The organism is Pseudoleptotrichia sp. (assembly GCF_057270515.1).
Map to the genome: position 1 here is coordinate 179,489 of NZ_DBHIXS010000002.1, position 16,014 is coordinate 195,502.

Sequence of the window (16,014 nt, forward strand, 5' to 3'; positions counted from 1 at the left end):
CTTGACAAGTAAATCATATAGTGGTATTCTATTATCAAAGAATTAGGCTGACCTAATTTTATGATTAGGCTTAACTAAGAAAGGAGATGAAATGAGCAAGAGTATAGAGGATTATTTAAAGGGAATATACACATTAAAAAAGAAAAAACAGTATTCAAATAAAAATTTAGCTGAATATCTGAATATTTCTCCCGCTTCGGTAAGTGAAATGATAAAAAAACTTGCTAATGACGAATATTTGACAACATCAGGAAAAAATATAAAACTTACTGAAAAAGGAAATGATTTTGCACTTAATATTATAAGAAAACATAGAGTTTGGGAAGTTTTTCTTTTCGAGAAACTTGGATATAACAAAGATGAAGTTCATACAGAGGCTGAAATATTGGAACACGTTACCAGCGACAGACTTTTAAAGAGACTTGAGAAATTTTTGTTCTATCCTAAAGAATGTCCTCATGGAAGCCCTATATTTTACGGGATTAAGAAATTTGATGAAGAAAATATAATAAAACTTTCTGAAGCGGAAGAAGATGATGAAATAATCATATTAAGTGTAGAAGATAATATTGAACTCTATGATTATCTGAAAGATTTGAATATTAATATTAAAGAAACTTATACTGTTCAGAGGAAAGACCCTTTTAAAGGCCCTATATATTTAAGCAGCAAAGAAAAAAGTATAAAAGTAGTAGCTTATAATGCAGCAGGGATGATGGAGGTTTATAAAAAAAATAAAGATACGGAGGAAATAGAAGATGATTAGAAAAAACGGTTTTGGAAAAAGTATTAGATTTTTAATGGTATTTGGAGTAATGATTTTAGGATTGTTAGCTTGCGGTAAAAAAGAAGACGGAAAGGAAAACAAAGATAATTCGACTGCAAAGACCTCAACGGGTAAAAAAATAAAAGTTACTACGACTACAACAATGCTTGTAGATTTAATAAAAACTATAGGTGGAGATAAAGTAGAAGTTACCGGACTTATGGGAGAAGGAGTAGACCCTCATTTATATACAGCAAGTGCAGGAGATATAGAAAAATTATCAAATGCAGATGTTGTAGTTTATGGTGGACTTCATCTCGAAGGTAAAATGGTAGAGATTTTTGACAAACTGACTTCTCAGAATAAAGTGGTTTTAAATGTAGGAAACGCATTGGATAAATCAAAAATTCATTTTGTGGATCAAAATACGCCTGACCCCCACGTATGGTTTGACACTGAGTTATGGGCTAAAGAAGCTGAAGCTGTGGAAGCTGAATTAAGTAAATATGATCCTGCAAACAGTGCATATTATAAACAGAATTTGGAAAAATATAAAGCTGATTTAAATGAATTGACAGCTTATGTTAAAGGAAGAATAAATGAAATTCCTGAAAAAAGTAGAGTCCTTGTAACCGCTCATGATGCTTTCGGATATTTTGCGGCACAGTTTGGATTAAAAGTTAGAGCAATACAAGGTGTTTCAACTGATTCTGAAACAGGAAGTAAAAACATAAGTGATTTGGCAAACTTTATAGTGGAAAATAATATAAAATCTATATTTATAGAATCTTCAGTTCCTAAAAAAAGTATAGAAGCATTACAGGAAGCTGTAAAAGCTAAAGGGAAAGAAGTAAAAATAGGTGGAGAATTGTATTCCGACTCATTGGGAGATGAAGCTCATAATACAGAAACTTATATTAAAACAGTAAAAGCTAATGCCGATACTATTGCTAATGCTTTAAAATAGAAGTATTCTTATATTAGCTATTCAAAATAGTATTATAAAAATAACAAAAAATATAAAAAATATATTAAAATAATAATAAGTATTAGAATATTATTAATATTGAAATATGATAGAAAATATAATCTAAAAAATATTATAAATACAGAATTATAAGTACAAAAATAGAACATAATATAATAGAAAATAATTGAATTTAAAATATTTATATGAAAAAAAACAGTTCTATAAAATTGTATGAGAATTAGAAGTAGAAGGGGAAAAAAGATGGCTAACAATAATATATCAGACAACGATAAAAAAGAAATAATTATCAAAGTGGAAGATTTAACAGTTGCTTACGGCGAAAATCCTGTTTTATGGGATATAGAACTGGAAATAAAAAAAGGAGTGCTAATGGCAATTGTAGGTCCTAATGGAGCCGGTAAGTCTACATTGATAAAGGCAATGCTGAATTTAATAAAACCTGCCACAGGAGAAGTATATTTCTATGGTCAGAAGTATAATAAAGTAAGAAATAAAATAGCATACGTTCCCCAAAGAGGGAGTGTGGACTGGGATTTTCCCACTACTGTTTTTGATGTCGTGGAAATGGGAAGATATGGAAAAGTAGGTTGGCTGAAAAGAGTAGGAAAGATTGACAAAGAGAAAACGAAAGAAGCAATCCATAAAGTAGAAATGGACGATTTTTCCGAAAGACAGATAAGTCAGCTGTCAGGCGGACAGCAGCAGAGAGTGTTTCTTGCGAGAGCTTTAGTACAGGATGCAGATATATATTTTATGGATGAGCCTTTTCAAGGAGTGGACAGTAAAACTGAAAAATCAATAGTAAATATACTGAAAAAGTTAAGAGATGACGGGAAAACGGTGGTGGTAGTTCATCATGACTTGCAGACAGTGAAAAATTACTTTGATTACGTAACATTTATCAACGTATCAGTCATAGCATCAGGTCATGTAGATGAAACATTTACTCAGGAAAATATAGAAAAGACATATAAAAGTAAATTTTTATCTGAAAAGGAGGCTTAGTATGAATATAATTAGTCTTCTTGTAAGTGATTACACTTTCAGAACTATAGCATTAGGTTGTATGCTCTTAGGCTCGGTTTCGGGTATGCTCGGCTGCTTTGCAGTTTTAAGAAAACAAAGTTTACTTGGAGATGCTGTTTCTCATGCTTCGTTACCGGGAGTATGTCTGGCTTTTCTAATTATCCGTTCAAAAAATACGGAAATTCTTCTTTTAGGTGCTTTAGCTATTGGATTAATATGTATAGGGTTAATACAAACTATTCAGAATTATACTAAAATTAAGTTTGATAGTGCATTAGCATTTATATTATCGGTCTTTTTTGGGTTGGGACTTGTTTTGCTTTCATATTTGAATAAATTACCCGGTGCGAATAAATCAGGGCTTAATAAGTTTATTTTCGGTCAGGCGTCCACTTTTGTAGAACGTGATGTAAGGCTTATGCTATATACGGGAATAATATTACTGATAGTTATAATTTTATTCTGGAAAGAATTTAAAATTGTTACATTCGATTCGGAATTTGCGAAAACTTTGGGTTTTCCAAGCAGAAAAATTGAAATTCTTATTTCAGTTCTTATTGTAATTACGGTAATAATAGGAATACAGGCAGCAGGAGTAATATTGATAAGTGCAATGATTATCTCTCCGGCAGTGGCTGCAAGACAATGGACGAACAGACTATCGATAATGGTCATTTTATCAGGAATATTTGGCGGAATAGCAGGTTTGACAGGAACTTTGATAAGTATAACGGAAAGTAATTTACCGACAGGACCGGTTATTGTTCTTGTTATAAGTCTGATAGTAGTTTTCAGTATACTTTTTTCTCCTAAAAGAGGTGTATTATCCAGAATTTTAATAAATAGTAAGAAAAGAAAAATGTTTAGAAAGCAACTTGAGAATAAAAAAATACAACTTAGTAAAATGAAAGGAGGAATGAAATCATGAGTGCAGGATTGATAATACAGCTTATTGCTATATGTGTTGCAAGTTCATGTTCTATTTTAGGGACATTTCTTGTCCTGAAAAGTATGGCAATGATATCCGATGCAATAACACATACTATTTTGTTGGGAATTGTAGTTGCTTTCTTTATGGTTCATGATTTAAGTTCCCCTTTATTAATAGTAGGAGCCGGAATAGTCGGAGTTCTGACGGTTTACCTTATAGAACTTTTAAATTCAACAAGACTTATGAAGGAGGATTCTGCTATAGGAGTAGTATTTCCTTTATTATTTAGTATCGCAGTAATATTGATTTCAAAATATGCTTCAAACATTCATCTTGATGTAGATGCGGTGTTACTTGGAGAACTTGCTTTTACCCCATTCAATACGACTAAAATATTTGGCATTACGGTTGCAAAAGGTCTTGTTTCAACTTTTTCAATATTTATTATAAATCTGTTATTTATTGTAATCTTTTTTAAGGAACTTAAAATATCTACTTTTGATAAAGCTCTTGCTGCAACTTTGGGAATGAAACCCGTGCTGATACATTATATATTGATGTCATTGGTGTCTATGACATCAGTTGCTTCTTTTGAAGCGGTAGGTTCGATATTAGTTGTTGCCTTTATGATAGGACCTCCAATAACGGCTTATATGCTTACAAATAAACTGAAAATAATGATATTTCTAAGTATTATTTTAGGAGCGGTATCAAGTATACTTGGTTTTTTCTTCGCAACTGTCTGGGATGTTTCTATCGCGGGTATGATTGCCGTAGTAATAGGAGTAATATTTATCTTTGTGCTGATTATCTCACCGAAAAAGGGACTTATTTCAACCTTCAGACGTAAGAAAAAGCAGAAAGTTGAATTTTCGACAAAGATATTGTTAATTCACATATTTAATCATAGCAATACTGAAAGTGAAAAAGAAGAATGCGGAATTGATACAATGGAGTATCATTTAAGATGGGATAAAAGATTTTTCAACAAAATATTGGAAAGGGCTAAAGAAAGAAAATTTATATACATTGATAGTGGAATATTTAAGATTTCCGATAAAGGTAAAGAATATATACAATATAAACATATCTAATCAGCATAAAAGTATAAATATAAAATTGTATAATATAAATTATTAATAAATAACATAATTATTCAAACATAAAATTAATATTTCAAATTTAAAATCTACTTTAAAATGGAGAAAAATTTCAAAAAAAGGAATTTTCTTTATGCTAAAGTGGATTTTTTAATGTTTTAAATTTTATATAAATTAGTTAAATATATTGATTTTACTGAAAAAATAGAAGTATGAGATATATAAAAATTAAAAATATGAAATATACAAAAAAATAGGGGAAAAATTTCCTTTAATTTTTTTTTTTTGGAATATAATAATAATGTAATTGAAAGATAAAAATTTATTTTTCAAAAAATTTAAATTTTTCTTACGAGGAGGTAAGTTAGAGATGGCAATTAATGTTAAAAGTGAAATAAAACCGTTAAAAAAAGTTTTATTACACAGACCCGGAAGAGAATTACTCAATTTGACTCCGGACACATTGGAAAGATTATTGTTTGATGATATTCCTTTCCTAAAAGTTGCACAACAGGAACATGATGCTTTTGCCAAAATTTTGAGGGATAACGGAGTTGAGGTTGTATATCTTGAAGATTTAGCTGCTGAAACAATAAGTCAATGTCCTGACTTGAAACAAAAGTTTCTGGAACAGTTTATAACTGAAGGGGGTGTACTTGTACCTGAATACAGAGAAGCTTTATTGAAACTTTTTAATTCTTACAAAGATAACAAAGAATTAATATTGAAAACAATGGAAGGGGTTAAATATGGAGAATTGGAATTAAATTCGGATTCATTAAATTCTAAATTAAATGATGATAGTGAATTAATCTTAGATCCTATGCCTAATCTGTATTTTACAAGAGATCCATTTGCTTCAATAGGAAAAGGAGTAAGTCTTAATAGAATGTATTCTGTTACAAGAAACAGAGAAACAATATATTCTGACTATATTTTCAAACATCATAATGACTATAAAGGAAAAGTTCCTTATTTCTATGAAAGAGATAATCAGTTTCACATTGAAGGTGGAGACATACTTAACTTAAATGATAAAGTTCTTGCAATAGGTATTTCTCAACGTACTCAAGCTGCTGCAATAGACCAGATAGCTAAAAATGTATTTGCTTCAGCTGACAGCAGTATAGAAACTGTACTTGCTTTCAAAATACCTGAAACAAGAGCATTTATGCACTTAGATACAGTATTTACTCAAATTGATTATGACAAATTTACTATTCACCCAAATATAATGGGACCGTTGGAAGTTTATGAATTGACTAAAGACGGAGATAAAATAAAAATCAAATTATTGACAGATACATTAAAAGCGATACTTGAAAAATATCTCGGTGTACCTGATGTCAAATTGATAAAATGCGGTGGAGAAGACAGAATTGCTGCTGAAAGAGAACAATGGAACGACGGTTCAAATACATTGTGTATAGCTCCGGGAGTTATTATAGTTTATGAAAGAAATGATGTTACAAATGAACTTCTGAAAAGAGCAGGACTAAAAGTTCTTGAAATGCCAAGTGCCGAATTATCAAGAGGTCGTGGAGGACCAAGATGTATGAGTATGCCTCTGGAAAGAGAAGACTAAAATAATTAAATATAATAGAAAAAATAAGAAATAAAAAATCGTAGAAAAAAAATAAGAAATATGGTATATATTATAATATATACCGAAACTAATTGACCGACTATAAATATAGCCGGTTGATTAGTTGAAAATATAAATTTTATAATAAGAGAGGATGGTTTTAAATGCCAAAAAATTTAAGTGGAAGACATTTTTTAAAATTATTAGACTTTTGTAGTTCAGATATCAGATATCTGTTAGATTTATCAAAGAAATTTAAAGAATTAAAATTAACAGGAACACCTCACAGATATTTAGAAGGGAAAAACATAGTTCTTTTATTTGAAAAAACTTCTACACGTACAAGATGTTCATTCGAAGTTGCAGGAATGGACTTAGGAATGGGAGTTACTTACCTTGATCCTGGAAGTTCACAAATGGGTAAAAAAGAAAGTATCGAAGATACTGCCCGTGTTTTGGGAAGAATGTATGACGGAATAGAATACAGAGGATTTGACCAAAAAATAGTTCAGGAATTAGCTGATAATGCGGGAGTACCTGTATGGAACGGATTGACAAATGAATTTCACCCAACTCAAATGTTGGCGGATTTATTGACAATCGAAGAAAATTTTGGATATTTAAAAGGAATTAACTTTGTGTACATGGGAGATACAAGAAACAATTTAGGAAACTCTTTATTGGTAGCATGTGCTAAAATGGGACTGAACTTTACTGCCTGCGGACCTGCTGACTTAAAACCGGATCCTGAATTAGTAGCTCAAGCAGAGGCTATCGCTAAAAAAAGTGGAAGCAAAATAAGATTTACTGAAGATGTAAAAGAAGCATGTACAGATGCTGACGTTATTTATACTGACATATGGGTATCAATGGGAGAACCTGATGAAATTTGGGAAAAAAGAATTAAAGAACTGAAAAAATTCCAAGTAAATAAACAGGCTATGAGTTATGCGAAAGATACAGCAATATTCTTACATTGCTTACCTTCATTCCATGATTTGAAAACAACTATAGGAGCAGAAATAAACGATAAATTTGGATTGCCTGAAATGGAAGTAACAGACGAAGTTTTTGAAAGCCCTCAATCAAAAGTATTCGACCAAGCTGAAAACAGAATGCATACAATCAAAGCAGTAATGTATGCTACATTAAAATAAAGAATGGCTAAGAGAATAGTAGTCGCACTTGGAGGAAATGCTTTAGGAAATACTCCTGAAGAGCAGTTGAAACTTGTAAAAAATACTGCAAAATCAATTGTTGAAATGACTAAAGAGGGATATGAAGTTATAGTTGGTCATGGAAACGGTCCTCAAGTGGGAATGATAAATTTAGCAATGGATTATGCTGCTAACGGAGAAGTTAAAACTCCTTATATGCCTTTTGCTGAATGCGGTGCAATGAGTCAAGGATATATAGGGTATCATCTTCAACAGGCTATAAGAGAAGAATTACAGGCACAAAATATAAAAAAAGGTGTTGTAACATTAGTAACTCAAGTAGTCGTTGACGAAAAAGATCCTGCTTTTACTAATCCTACAAAACCTATAGGTATGTTTTACAGTAAAGAAGAAGCAGATAAAATCGCTGCTGAAAAAGGCTTTACGTTTGTAGAAGATGCAGGTAGAGGATATAGAAGAGTGGTTCCTTCACCGTTACCTAAAAAAATAGTTGAAATAGAAGAAGTAGAAACACTTGTAGATAAAGGAACTATTGTAATTACAGTTGGTGGAGGCGGAATTCCTGTTGTAGAAGAAAATGGACGTTACAAAGGAGTAGATGCTGTTATAGATAAAGACAAATCGAGTTCCAAACTCGCAGCCGATTTGAAAGCTGATATGCTTGTTATATTAACTGCTGTTGATAAAGTTTATATCAATTACAATAAACCTGACCAGAAAGAACTGGATGTTTTAAATATCGAAGAAGTGAAAAAATATATAAACGAAGGTCATTTTGCTAAAGGAAGTATGCTACCGAAAATAGAAGCTTGTATGGAATATGTAGTAAATAATCCAAAAGGACAGGCTATAATTACTTCATTGCAGAATGCCGGATCAGCATTGGCAGGAAATACAGGAACAGTTATTAAATATTAGTATTAAATTTTGAGAGGGCATATTAATGCCCTCATAATCCCATTTATGGGATAAAAATTATATTAAAATATATTAAAAGGAAAGTAGGAGAATGATATGGCAAAGAAAAAAGGTATACAGCTGTCAGCTTTTTCAATATTATTTCTTATAATAATAGCTTTGGCAATCTTGACATGGTTTTTTCCACAAGTTGATGACGCTAAACTCTCTACAGTAGTAATGGCTCCATTCAACGGATTTAAAGAAGCGATAGATGTATGTATATTTATATTGTTACTTGGAGGATTTTTAGGAGTTGTTACTAAAACCGGGGCATTGGATGCCGGTGTAGGTGCACTTGTAAAAAAACTTAAAGGAAAAGAAACAGTTCTGATTGTTGTGCTGATGATATTATTTTCAATTGGTGGAACAACATACGGAATGGCTGAGGAAACAGTTGCATTTTATGTATTGATATGTTCTACAATGGTTGCAGCAGGATTTGATACTACTGTCGGAGTTGCTACTATAATGCTTGGTGCAGGAGTAGGAGTTCTTGGTTCAACAGTAAATCCGTTTGCAATAGGTATTGCTCTTGACGGATTGAAAGAAAAAGGGATACAGTATAATACAGGGACTGTAATAATGTTAGGTACAATTTTATGGATCTCGGCATTGATAGTTGCAATTTTATATGTTTTAAAATATGCTAAAAAAGTAAAAGAGGAAAAAGGTTCCACAATATTATCATTACAGGAACAGAATGATATGCAGGAACACTTTGGACATGCAAATTTTGATAATATAGAATTTACCGGAAAAACAAGAATTACATTGACTATATTTTCTATAACATTTATTATAATGGTTATTTCATTGATTCCATGGGAAAGTTTCGGAATTACTTTCTTTAAAGGTTGGACAAGTTATCTGACAGGGACATCTTTAGGAGAATGGTATTTTGCTGAACTTGCTATGTGGTTTATGTTATCAGGTATTTTAATAGGAGTAGTTAACGGATTTAAGGAAACTGAAATTATAGATTCGTTTATGGACGGAGTAAAGGATATATTAAGCGTTGTATTAATAATAGCAGTTGCAAGAGGAGCTTCTGTACTAATGGCAGCTACTAAATTTGATACATTTATTCTTGATTCTGCCTCAAAAGCATTAAACGGACTTTCTCCGGTTGTATTTGCACCGGCTTCTTATTTGTTATTCCTTGTATTGTCATTCTTGATTCCTTCAACATCAGGACTGGCTTCAGTTGCATTCCCTGTTTTGGGACCTCTGACAGCGGCTTTAAAATATAGTCCTGAAGTTATGGTATTGATATTCAGTGCGGCTTCCGGAATTATAAACCTTATAACACCTACATCAGGAGTTGTAATGGGTGGACTTGCTACAGCAAGAGTGCAGTATACAACATGGATAAAATTTGTAGGAAAACTGATTGCTATAATATTTGTAATGGATATTATAATACTTACAGCTGCAATGATGATTATAAGATAATAACGACTATAAGATAATAGAATATAAAAAATTAGTGAGGAATTTCATGGGTAGAGAATTGAATTTACAATTCCAGACGGATTATAAACATTATAAACTGTATTCGTTTGATATTAAATATATTGAGACTCCTATAAAACCGAATATGAATAGTGAATCAAGATTGTTATTTTTCACTAAAGGTACAGGAAAAATAAAAATTTATGATAAAGAATATGATATTATTCCGAATGTCCTGCTGGCAATATTTCCTTGGGAAATAGCCGAAATAACTGATGTAGCGGAACCTATGGAAGTAATGGAAATATCATATAATTCAGTTTTCAGCAGTCTTATATTAAATATATTAAATAAGTATAAAAAAAACAAAGTTCATATTTTTTCACTTATGAAAGAAATTCCCGCTATTTATTTTAGTCAGGAAGAAGCAAAAAAAATAGAAAATATTTTTTCTGAAATAAAAAATGAAATAGAAGTGGAGTCATTTTCGGAATTTGATATTCTTACGGATAAGAAAAAGTCGAATGAAGAAAATGACTTCGATTTAAATAAAATATATATAATAAACAAACTTACAGAATTATTAATAATTATTGCTAAAAAAATTATTTCTGAAAAAGATAATTTGCCAAAAAAAAAAGAAATAATTGAAAATAATATTATAAAATATATTTATGCTCATTTAAATGAAAAATTGACATTGAATAAGCTGTCTGTAATATTTTTTATGAGTGAGTCTTCCATAACAAAATATGTGGAAGAAGTAACAGGATATACATTTAATGAACTGATAAGACATATGAGGATTTCCAAAGCTTTGAATTTACTTGTGTATACTGATTTAAACATTGAGGAAATAGCTCATTCAGTCGGTTTTGTAGACGGAGCTCACATAACGAAGTTATGTAATAAACATCTGCATATGAACCCCAATACATATAGGGAATACTATAAAAATATATATCAAATATTAAATGAAAAAGAGCAGAAACTTGTCTATAGTATAATAGATTATATTTCTGAAAATTATACTCAGGAATTGACAATTAATAAGCTGACAGAAAAATTCGGTATTACTGATACAAAACTGAATAAGATTTTAATGTCATATTCCGGCAAAAGATTTATTGATTTTTTAAATTCTTTAAGAATTGATAAAGCTTGTGAATTATTACTAACAACCGATAAAAGCATAATTGATATTTCTTTTGAATTAGGATATAATACCGTTAAAACATTTAATAATAATTTTTTTAAATTAAAAAATATAACACCTACGGATTTGAGGAAAAATATAAAACTGGGTGTCTAATTTATAAAATTTGAGTTTAACGGAAGTGGAGGACAGTATGGAACCTATGATTGTTAAAGTCAAGAAAATATTTGAAGAAAATATAAAGAGAATATTCAGAAAAGATTTTGATGATATTGAAATACAGTATTCAGCAAAAAAGGAAGCTGCTGACTTTCAGACAAATTTTGCCCTTATAAATGCAAAAATAATAGGAAAAAATCCGAGAGAAATCGCAATGGAAATAATAGATAAATTTGAAAATAATGATATTATTGATAAATTTGAAATTGCAAATCCCGGATTTTTAAATATATATATAAAAAATTCTGAAATAATTAATAAAGTAAAAAAAATAGGAATGGAAAAATATAATTTTCCGATTGATACCTCAAAGAAAATACTGATTGATTATTCTTCTCCCAACATTGGTAAGAGAATGCATATCGGTCATTTAAGAAGTACGGTAATCGGAGATTCTTTAAAGCGTATATTTGAATATGTAGGTTTTAAAGTGTCAGGAGATAATCATCTGGGAGATTGGGGAAGCCGTTTTGGAAAACTCATTGTAGGCTATAATAAATGGATTGATAAGAAAGAATATGAGAAAAATCCCATAGGAGAGCTTGAAAGAATATATGTAAAATTTTCTGAAGAAGCACAGTTTGATCCTGAATTGGAAGTAGTTGCAAAAGAAGAATGGGTTAAACTGCTTTTAGGAGATAAAGAAAATGTAAAATTATGGAAAAATTTTATAGAGTATTCTCTTAGAGAACACGAAAAGATATACAAAAAATTAGATGTAAAATTTGATATGTATAATGGTGAAGCGTTCTATAATAAAATGATACCTGAAATACTTGAAATACTTAAGGAAAAGAAAATAGTTACTGACGATAACGGAGTATTGACAGTGTATTTTGATGAAAACGAAAAAATTTCTCCCTGCATAGTCAGAAAAAAAGACGGAAATCATCATTTATATTCAACTACAGATTTAGCGACATTGAAATATAGAAAAGATATTCTGGACATTGACTGTGCCGTATATGTTATGGTAGAAAAACAGATAGAACATTTTAAACAAGTATTTAGAATTGCTGAAATGATAGGAAAACCTTATGATTATCAAAAAGTTCATGTGTGGTTCGGAACTATGAGGTTTGAGGATGACATAATAACTGAAAAGGGAAAAACTGTCGGACTTATAAATATACTGGAACAGGCTGTAGAGGAAACTAAAAAAATTATTGATATAAAAAATACTGAATTAACTGAAAAAGAAAAAGATGAAATAGCAGAAATAGTCGGGATTGGTGCAGTTAAATATTTTGATTTGAGTCAGAACCGTATGACTTCGATATCTTTTTCATGGGACAAAGTGCTGAATTTTGAAGGAAATACATCCCCTTATTTACAGTATACTTATGTAAGAATAATGTCCGTATTCAGAAAATTGAAGGAAAATAATGCTGATTATGATAAAAATTACAGACTGATTTCCGAAGAACTTAATGAAGGAGAAAAAGCTCTTGCAGGTATATTACTGAAATTTCCTTATGCTGTTATGAAAGCCTGCGAAGGTTATAAACCTAATTTGATTGCTGATTATCTGTTTGAAACGGCAAAAATATTTAATAATTTTTATGCTTCGGAATCAATAGTCAGAGAACAGGATAAGAAAAAATTTAATACAAAACTGTTACTTGCCGAAAAAACGGCATATATAATAAAAGAGGGGCTTTCGCTTTTAGGAATAAAAGTGGTTGAAAGAATGTAAAAACAGTGTAAAAAGAAATTATAAATTAATATATATTTTTTATTCAAAATGAAAAAAAATACGGATAAAAAAGGTGATATAATATGAAAATTGCAAATTTTGGAGTGGAAGAATGGTTGAATGTTTGGGAAAATGATGCTGTTTATGATATTGCAGGAAGTTCGATAGCTTCGTTTACCTTGGAGGAAATTATCAAAATTGGAAATAAAACGGAAAAAGAGTTTTTTTCGGAATTGATGACAAAAAAGATGAATTATGGCTGGATAGAGGGTTCTCCTGAATTTAAAAAGCAGGTTAGCCTGTTATATAAAAATGTGCTTCCTGAACAGATTTTACAAACAAATGGAGCTACAGGAGGAAATTTTTTGGCTTTATATTCGCTGATTGAGCCTGAAGACCATGTGATTTCATTATATCCGACTTATCAGCAATTATATGATATACCCCGTTCTTTTGGGGCAAAAGTGGATTTGTGGCATATTAAGGAAGAAAATGGTTGGCTGCCTGATTTAGAAGATTTGAAAAGACTTATAAAGCCGAATACAAAAATGATATGTATCAACAATGCAAATAATCCTACGGGTACATTAATGGAAGAAGATTATTTGAGAAAATTAGTTGAAATTGCTCAAAGCTGTGATGCATATATTCTTTCCGACGAAGTTTATAAATCACTGGAAGCAGATATCGAAATACCTTCAATCGTTGATTTGTATGATAAAGGAATTTCCGTAAACAGTATTTCAAAAACATATTCCGTTCCTGGAATACGGATAGGCTGGGTTGCTGCAAATGATGAATTGACAAATATTTTTAGAAAATATCGTGATTATACGATGATTTGTGCGGGAGTATTTGACGATTATTTGGCGACATATATTTTGGAAAATAAAGAAGCTGTTTTGGAAAGAAATAAAAAAATAGTAACGGAAAATTTGAATATTGTGAAAAAATGGGTACAAAATGAGCCGAGAGTATCACTAATTTTTCCTAAATATGTGTCTACTTCTTTTATTAAATTGGATATTCCTATAGATACAGAAGAATTTTGTATAAGTTTATTGAAAAATAAAGGCGTTCTTTTAGTTCCCGGAAATCGTTTTGATATGCCGGGATATGCAAGATTGGGATATTGTACACATAAGGATATTTTAGAAAAAGGCTTGGAAAAACTTTCGGAATATTTGAGAGAATTTGAAAGGGATCAGATATGATGATATTTCTAAGGGCTTTTTCTACTGCAATGATACTTGTATATTATTTGAGAGGACAATTAATTGAAAGACCTATGTTTCATTCGCTTATTATCCATTTTTTAATATATTCAATTATTATTATCGCTTTTTATGATATTGACTATAAGACATTTATTATTACTGCATTTGCCATTATTGCTTTTACAGCATTATTAACTCAAAGAATAGTCATTAAAGATTTAGAATGGCCTAAAATAATATTTGGCTTTGTATTACTCATTATATCGCTGCCCGGTAGTTTTAAAGAAGAAAAGTATATAAAGTCCGAAGAATATTCGGAAGATGATGATTAAAAATAGGAAAGCAGGTTACGATGATAGTATTTGTAAGAAATTTTTTTGCAATATTAGCGTTTGGGATTATTTTAAGAGGTCAGCAAATAGGTAAAAATAGTTTTCAGTCATCAATAAATGACCTTTTTCTCACAATTTCCTCTATATATTCTTTTTCTCAAATGAATTATAAAAAACTGATTTTTGTGGAATTAATTTCGGTTATTTTATTTATGTTATATACATTGTTTACAGGAGATAGTATTATTATAAAGGAGTTAGATTGGTTCCATATAGGATTTTATTTTTTGGTTTCACTTCTTTTACTTCCTGATAGTATAGAAATAATGAAATTAAATAAAGAAAAGGAAAAATTAGAAGAAGAGCAGGATGAATAAAAAGTAGAATATATTAAGCAAATCAGAAATATCCGATAAAAATTTTGTCATTTAAAAAAATAGCATGCTGATTATGTTGATAAAAATCAATTTTAAAAAATATAAAATTAAAAGGATTGACTCCCGTTTTTTCAGAAGTCAATCCTTTCTTTAACTTTTGTCATCAATTTTTGCCATTTTTTCCAGTTCTCTTATCCTTTCTTCGGTAGACGGATGAGTTCTAAAAAGATTGGTCAGTCCTCCAAGTCCTGCCAAAGGATTTACAATAAACATATGTGAGTAGGCGGGATTTCTATTTTGCATTTGTATTCTGCTGCTGTATGTTTCAAGTTTCTCCAAAGCATTTCTCAAATAGAGAGGATTTCCGGAATATTCAGCTCCTGCCCTGTCTGCCATAAATTCCCTTTTACGTGAAATAGTCATCTGAATAATCATAGCACCTATAGGAGCTAAAATAGAAAGTAATAGTGCCAATGCTGCTATATTCCCACTATCATTATCACGACGACGTCCCCTTGTACTGTAAGGTAAAAACCTTGCAATATTTGAAATAGCTCCCGCAAATGTAGCGGCGACAGTACTTATCAATATATCTCTATGTTTAATATGTCCCAATTCATGTCCTAATACTCCTGATAATTCTCTGTCATCCATTATATCAAGGAGACCTTGAGTACATGCAACAGCAGCATGTTCAGGATTTCTGCCTGTGGCAAACGCATTAGGCTGCTGTTCAGGAACTATATATACTTTAGGCATAGGTAAATCTGCATTTTTAGCCAGATTCTGTACCATTTTGAATAATCTTGGATTATTTATTTCAGTAATCTCTTTGGCTCTGTATGAGCTTAGGGCTATTTTATCGCTGTTCCAGTAGCTGAAAAAGCTCATTCCTCCTGCGATAAGCAGTCCTATCAATGCACCTTCTCTGCCAAATAACCCTCCTATTGCGACAAATAGGGCTATAAGACCCGTCATAAGCAGACCTGTTTTTAAACTGTTTTCAAACATTAATTTTCTCCTTTTTT

General features: G+C 30.7%; 15 protein-coding genes. 14 read left to right on the forward strand and 1 reads right to left on the reverse strand.

The window, feature by feature from the left end; translation table 11 throughout:
* Positions 1–91: 91 nt before the first annotated feature.
* The 14 genes from ACO5J6_RS02560 to ACO5J6_RS02625 all read left to right on the forward strand — a co-directional run bounded on the left by ACO5J6_RS02560 (position 92) and on the right by ACO5J6_RS02625 (position 14,986).
* Positions 92–766, forward strand: a complete 675-nt coding sequence (locus ACO5J6_RS02560) for a metal-dependent transcriptional regulator (protein WP_485641863.1) — start codon at positions 92–94, stop codon at positions 764–766.
* Positions 759–1,733, forward strand: coding sequence for a metal ABC transporter solute-binding protein, Zn/Mn family (locus ACO5J6_RS02565; RefSeq protein WP_485641864.1), 975 nt, complete (start codon positions 759–761; stop codon positions 1,731–1,733). The genes ACO5J6_RS02560 and ACO5J6_RS02565 overlap by 8 nt, the downstream gene beginning before the upstream one ends.
* A 264-nt stretch (positions 1,734–1,997) precedes the next feature.
* Positions 1,998–2,762, forward strand: a complete 765-nt coding sequence (locus tag ACO5J6_RS02570) for a metal ABC transporter ATP-binding protein (RefSeq protein ID WP_485641865.1) — start codon at positions 1,998–2,000, stop codon at positions 2,760–2,762.
* Between the two features lies 1 nt (position 2,763).
* A complete protein-coding gene (locus ACO5J6_RS02575; protein ID WP_485641866.1) occupies positions 2,764–3,711 on the forward strand; it encodes a metal ABC transporter permease in 948 nt (315 codons plus the stop codon).
* Positions 3,708–4,808, forward strand: coding sequence for a metal ABC transporter permease (locus ACO5J6_RS02580; RefSeq protein WP_485641867.1), 1,101 nt, complete (start codon positions 3,708–3,710; stop codon positions 4,806–4,808). Before ACO5J6_RS02575 ends, ACO5J6_RS02580 begins: the two co-directional genes overlap by 4 nt.
* 376 nt (positions 4,809–5,184) lie before the next feature.
* Positions 5,185–6,399 (forward strand): arginine deiminase, encoded by a 1,215-nt coding sequence (gene arcA / locus ACO5J6_RS02585; protein WP_485641868.1) that lies wholly within the window; start codon positions 5,185–5,187, stop codon positions 6,397–6,399.
* A gap of 164 nt (positions 6,400–6,563) precedes the next feature.
* Positions 6,564–7,556 (forward strand): ornithine carbamoyltransferase, encoded by a 993-nt coding sequence (gene argF / locus ACO5J6_RS02590; RefSeq protein ID WP_485641869.1) that lies wholly within the window; start codon positions 6,564–6,566, stop codon positions 7,554–7,556.
* Between the two features lie 3 nt (positions 7,557–7,559).
* Positions 7,560–8,495 carry a carbamate kinase gene (arcC, locus tag ACO5J6_RS02595; RefSeq protein WP_485641870.1) on the forward strand — a complete coding sequence of 312 codons (936 nt, stop codon included), beginning with the start codon at positions 7,560–7,562 and terminating at the stop codon, positions 8,493–8,495.
* 96 nt (positions 8,496–8,591) lie between these two features.
* Positions 8,592–9,989: a YfcC family protein gene (locus tag ACO5J6_RS02600; RefSeq protein ID WP_485641871.1), complete on the forward strand. Its 1,398-nt coding sequence runs from the start codon at positions 8,592–8,594 to the stop codon at positions 9,987–9,989.
* A 46-nt stretch (positions 9,990–10,035) separates the two neighbouring features.
* A complete protein-coding gene (locus ACO5J6_RS02605; RefSeq protein WP_485641872.1) occupies positions 10,036–11,301 on the forward strand; it encodes a helix-turn-helix domain-containing protein in 1,266 nt (421 codons plus the stop codon).
* Between the two features lie 37 nt (positions 11,302–11,338).
* Complete coding sequence (gene argS, locus ACO5J6_RS02610) at positions 11,339–13,060, forward strand: arginine--tRNA ligase (RefSeq protein WP_485641873.1); 1,722 nt, start codon at positions 11,339–11,341, stop codon at positions 13,058–13,060.
* An 83-nt stretch (positions 13,061–13,143) separates the two neighbouring features.
* On the forward strand, positions 13,144–14,274 hold the full coding sequence (locus tag ACO5J6_RS02615) for an aminotransferase (RefSeq protein WP_485641874.1): 1,131 nt from the start codon (positions 13,144–13,146) through the stop codon (positions 14,272–14,274).
* The gene (locus ACO5J6_RS02620) at positions 14,271–14,609 is read left to right on the forward strand and encodes a hypothetical protein (protein WP_485641875.1); all 339 of its coding nucleotides are present in this window, start codon (positions 14,271–14,273) and stop codon (positions 14,607–14,609) included. The genes ACO5J6_RS02615 and ACO5J6_RS02620 overlap by 4 nt, the downstream gene beginning before the upstream one ends.
* 20 nt (positions 14,610–14,629) lie before the next feature.
* Complete coding sequence (locus ACO5J6_RS02625) at positions 14,630–14,986, forward strand: hypothetical protein (protein WP_485641876.1); 357 nt, start codon at positions 14,630–14,632, stop codon at positions 14,984–14,986.
* A gap of 150 nt (positions 14,987–15,136) precedes the next feature.
* Here ACO5J6_RS02625 and htpX read toward each other — a convergent pair whose 3' ends face one another.
* Positions 15,137–15,997: a zinc metalloprotease HtpX gene (htpX, locus tag ACO5J6_RS02630; RefSeq protein ID WP_485641877.1), complete on the reverse strand. Its 861-nt coding sequence runs from the start codon at positions 15,995–15,997 to the stop codon at positions 15,137–15,139.
* Positions 15,998–16,014 lie beyond the last annotated feature (17 nt).

Excerpts from the sequence above, each read along its gene's own strand:
- ACO5J6_RS02560 (WP_485641863.1), top strand. The coding sequence starts at position 92 with ATGAGCAAGAGTATAGAGGATTATTTAAAGGGAATATACACATTAAAA.
- ACO5J6_RS02565 (WP_485641864.1), top strand. The coding sequence starts at position 759 with ATGATTAGAAAAAACGGTTTTGGAAAAAGTATTAGATTTTTAATGGTA.
- ACO5J6_RS02570 (WP_485641865.1), top strand. The coding sequence starts at position 1,998 with ATGGCTAACAATAATATATCAGACAACGATAAAAAAGAAATAATTATC.
- ACO5J6_RS02575 (WP_485641866.1), top strand. The coding sequence starts at position 2,764 with ATGAATATAATTAGTCTTCTTGTAAGTGATTACACTTTCAGAACTATA.
- ACO5J6_RS02580 (WP_485641867.1), top strand. The coding sequence starts at position 3,708 with ATGAGTGCAGGATTGATAATACAGCTTATTGCTATATGTGTTGCAAGT.
- arcA (WP_485641868.1), top strand. The coding sequence starts at position 5,185 with ATGGCAATTAATGTTAAAAGTGAAATAAAACCGTTAAAAAAAGTTTTA.
- argF (WP_485641869.1), top strand. The coding sequence starts at position 6,564 with ATGCCAAAAAATTTAAGTGGAAGACATTTTTTAAAATTATTAGACTTT.
- arcC (WP_485641870.1), top strand. The coding sequence starts at position 7,560 with ATGGCTAAGAGAATAGTAGTCGCACTTGGAGGAAATGCTTTAGGAAAT.
- ACO5J6_RS02600 (WP_485641871.1), top strand. The coding sequence starts at position 8,592 with ATGGCAAAGAAAAAAGGTATACAGCTGTCAGCTTTTTCAATATTATTT.
- ACO5J6_RS02605 (WP_485641872.1), top strand. The coding sequence starts at position 10,036 with ATGGGTAGAGAATTGAATTTACAATTCCAGACGGATTATAAACATTAT.
- argS (WP_485641873.1), top strand. The coding sequence starts at position 11,339 with ATGGAACCTATGATTGTTAAAGTCAAGAAAATATTTGAAGAAAATATA.
- ACO5J6_RS02615 (WP_485641874.1), top strand. The coding sequence starts at position 13,144 with ATGAAAATTGCAAATTTTGGAGTGGAAGAATGGTTGAATGTTTGGGAA.
- ACO5J6_RS02620 (WP_485641875.1), top strand. The coding sequence starts at position 14,271 with ATGATGATATTTCTAAGGGCTTTTTCTACTGCAATGATACTTGTATAT.
- ACO5J6_RS02625 (WP_485641876.1), top strand. The coding sequence starts at position 14,630 with ATGATAGTATTTGTAAGAAATTTTTTTGCAATATTAGCGTTTGGGATT.
- htpX (WP_485641877.1), bottom strand. The coding sequence starts at position 15,997 with ATGTTTGAAAACAGTTTAAAAACAGGTCTGCTTATGACGGGTCTTATA.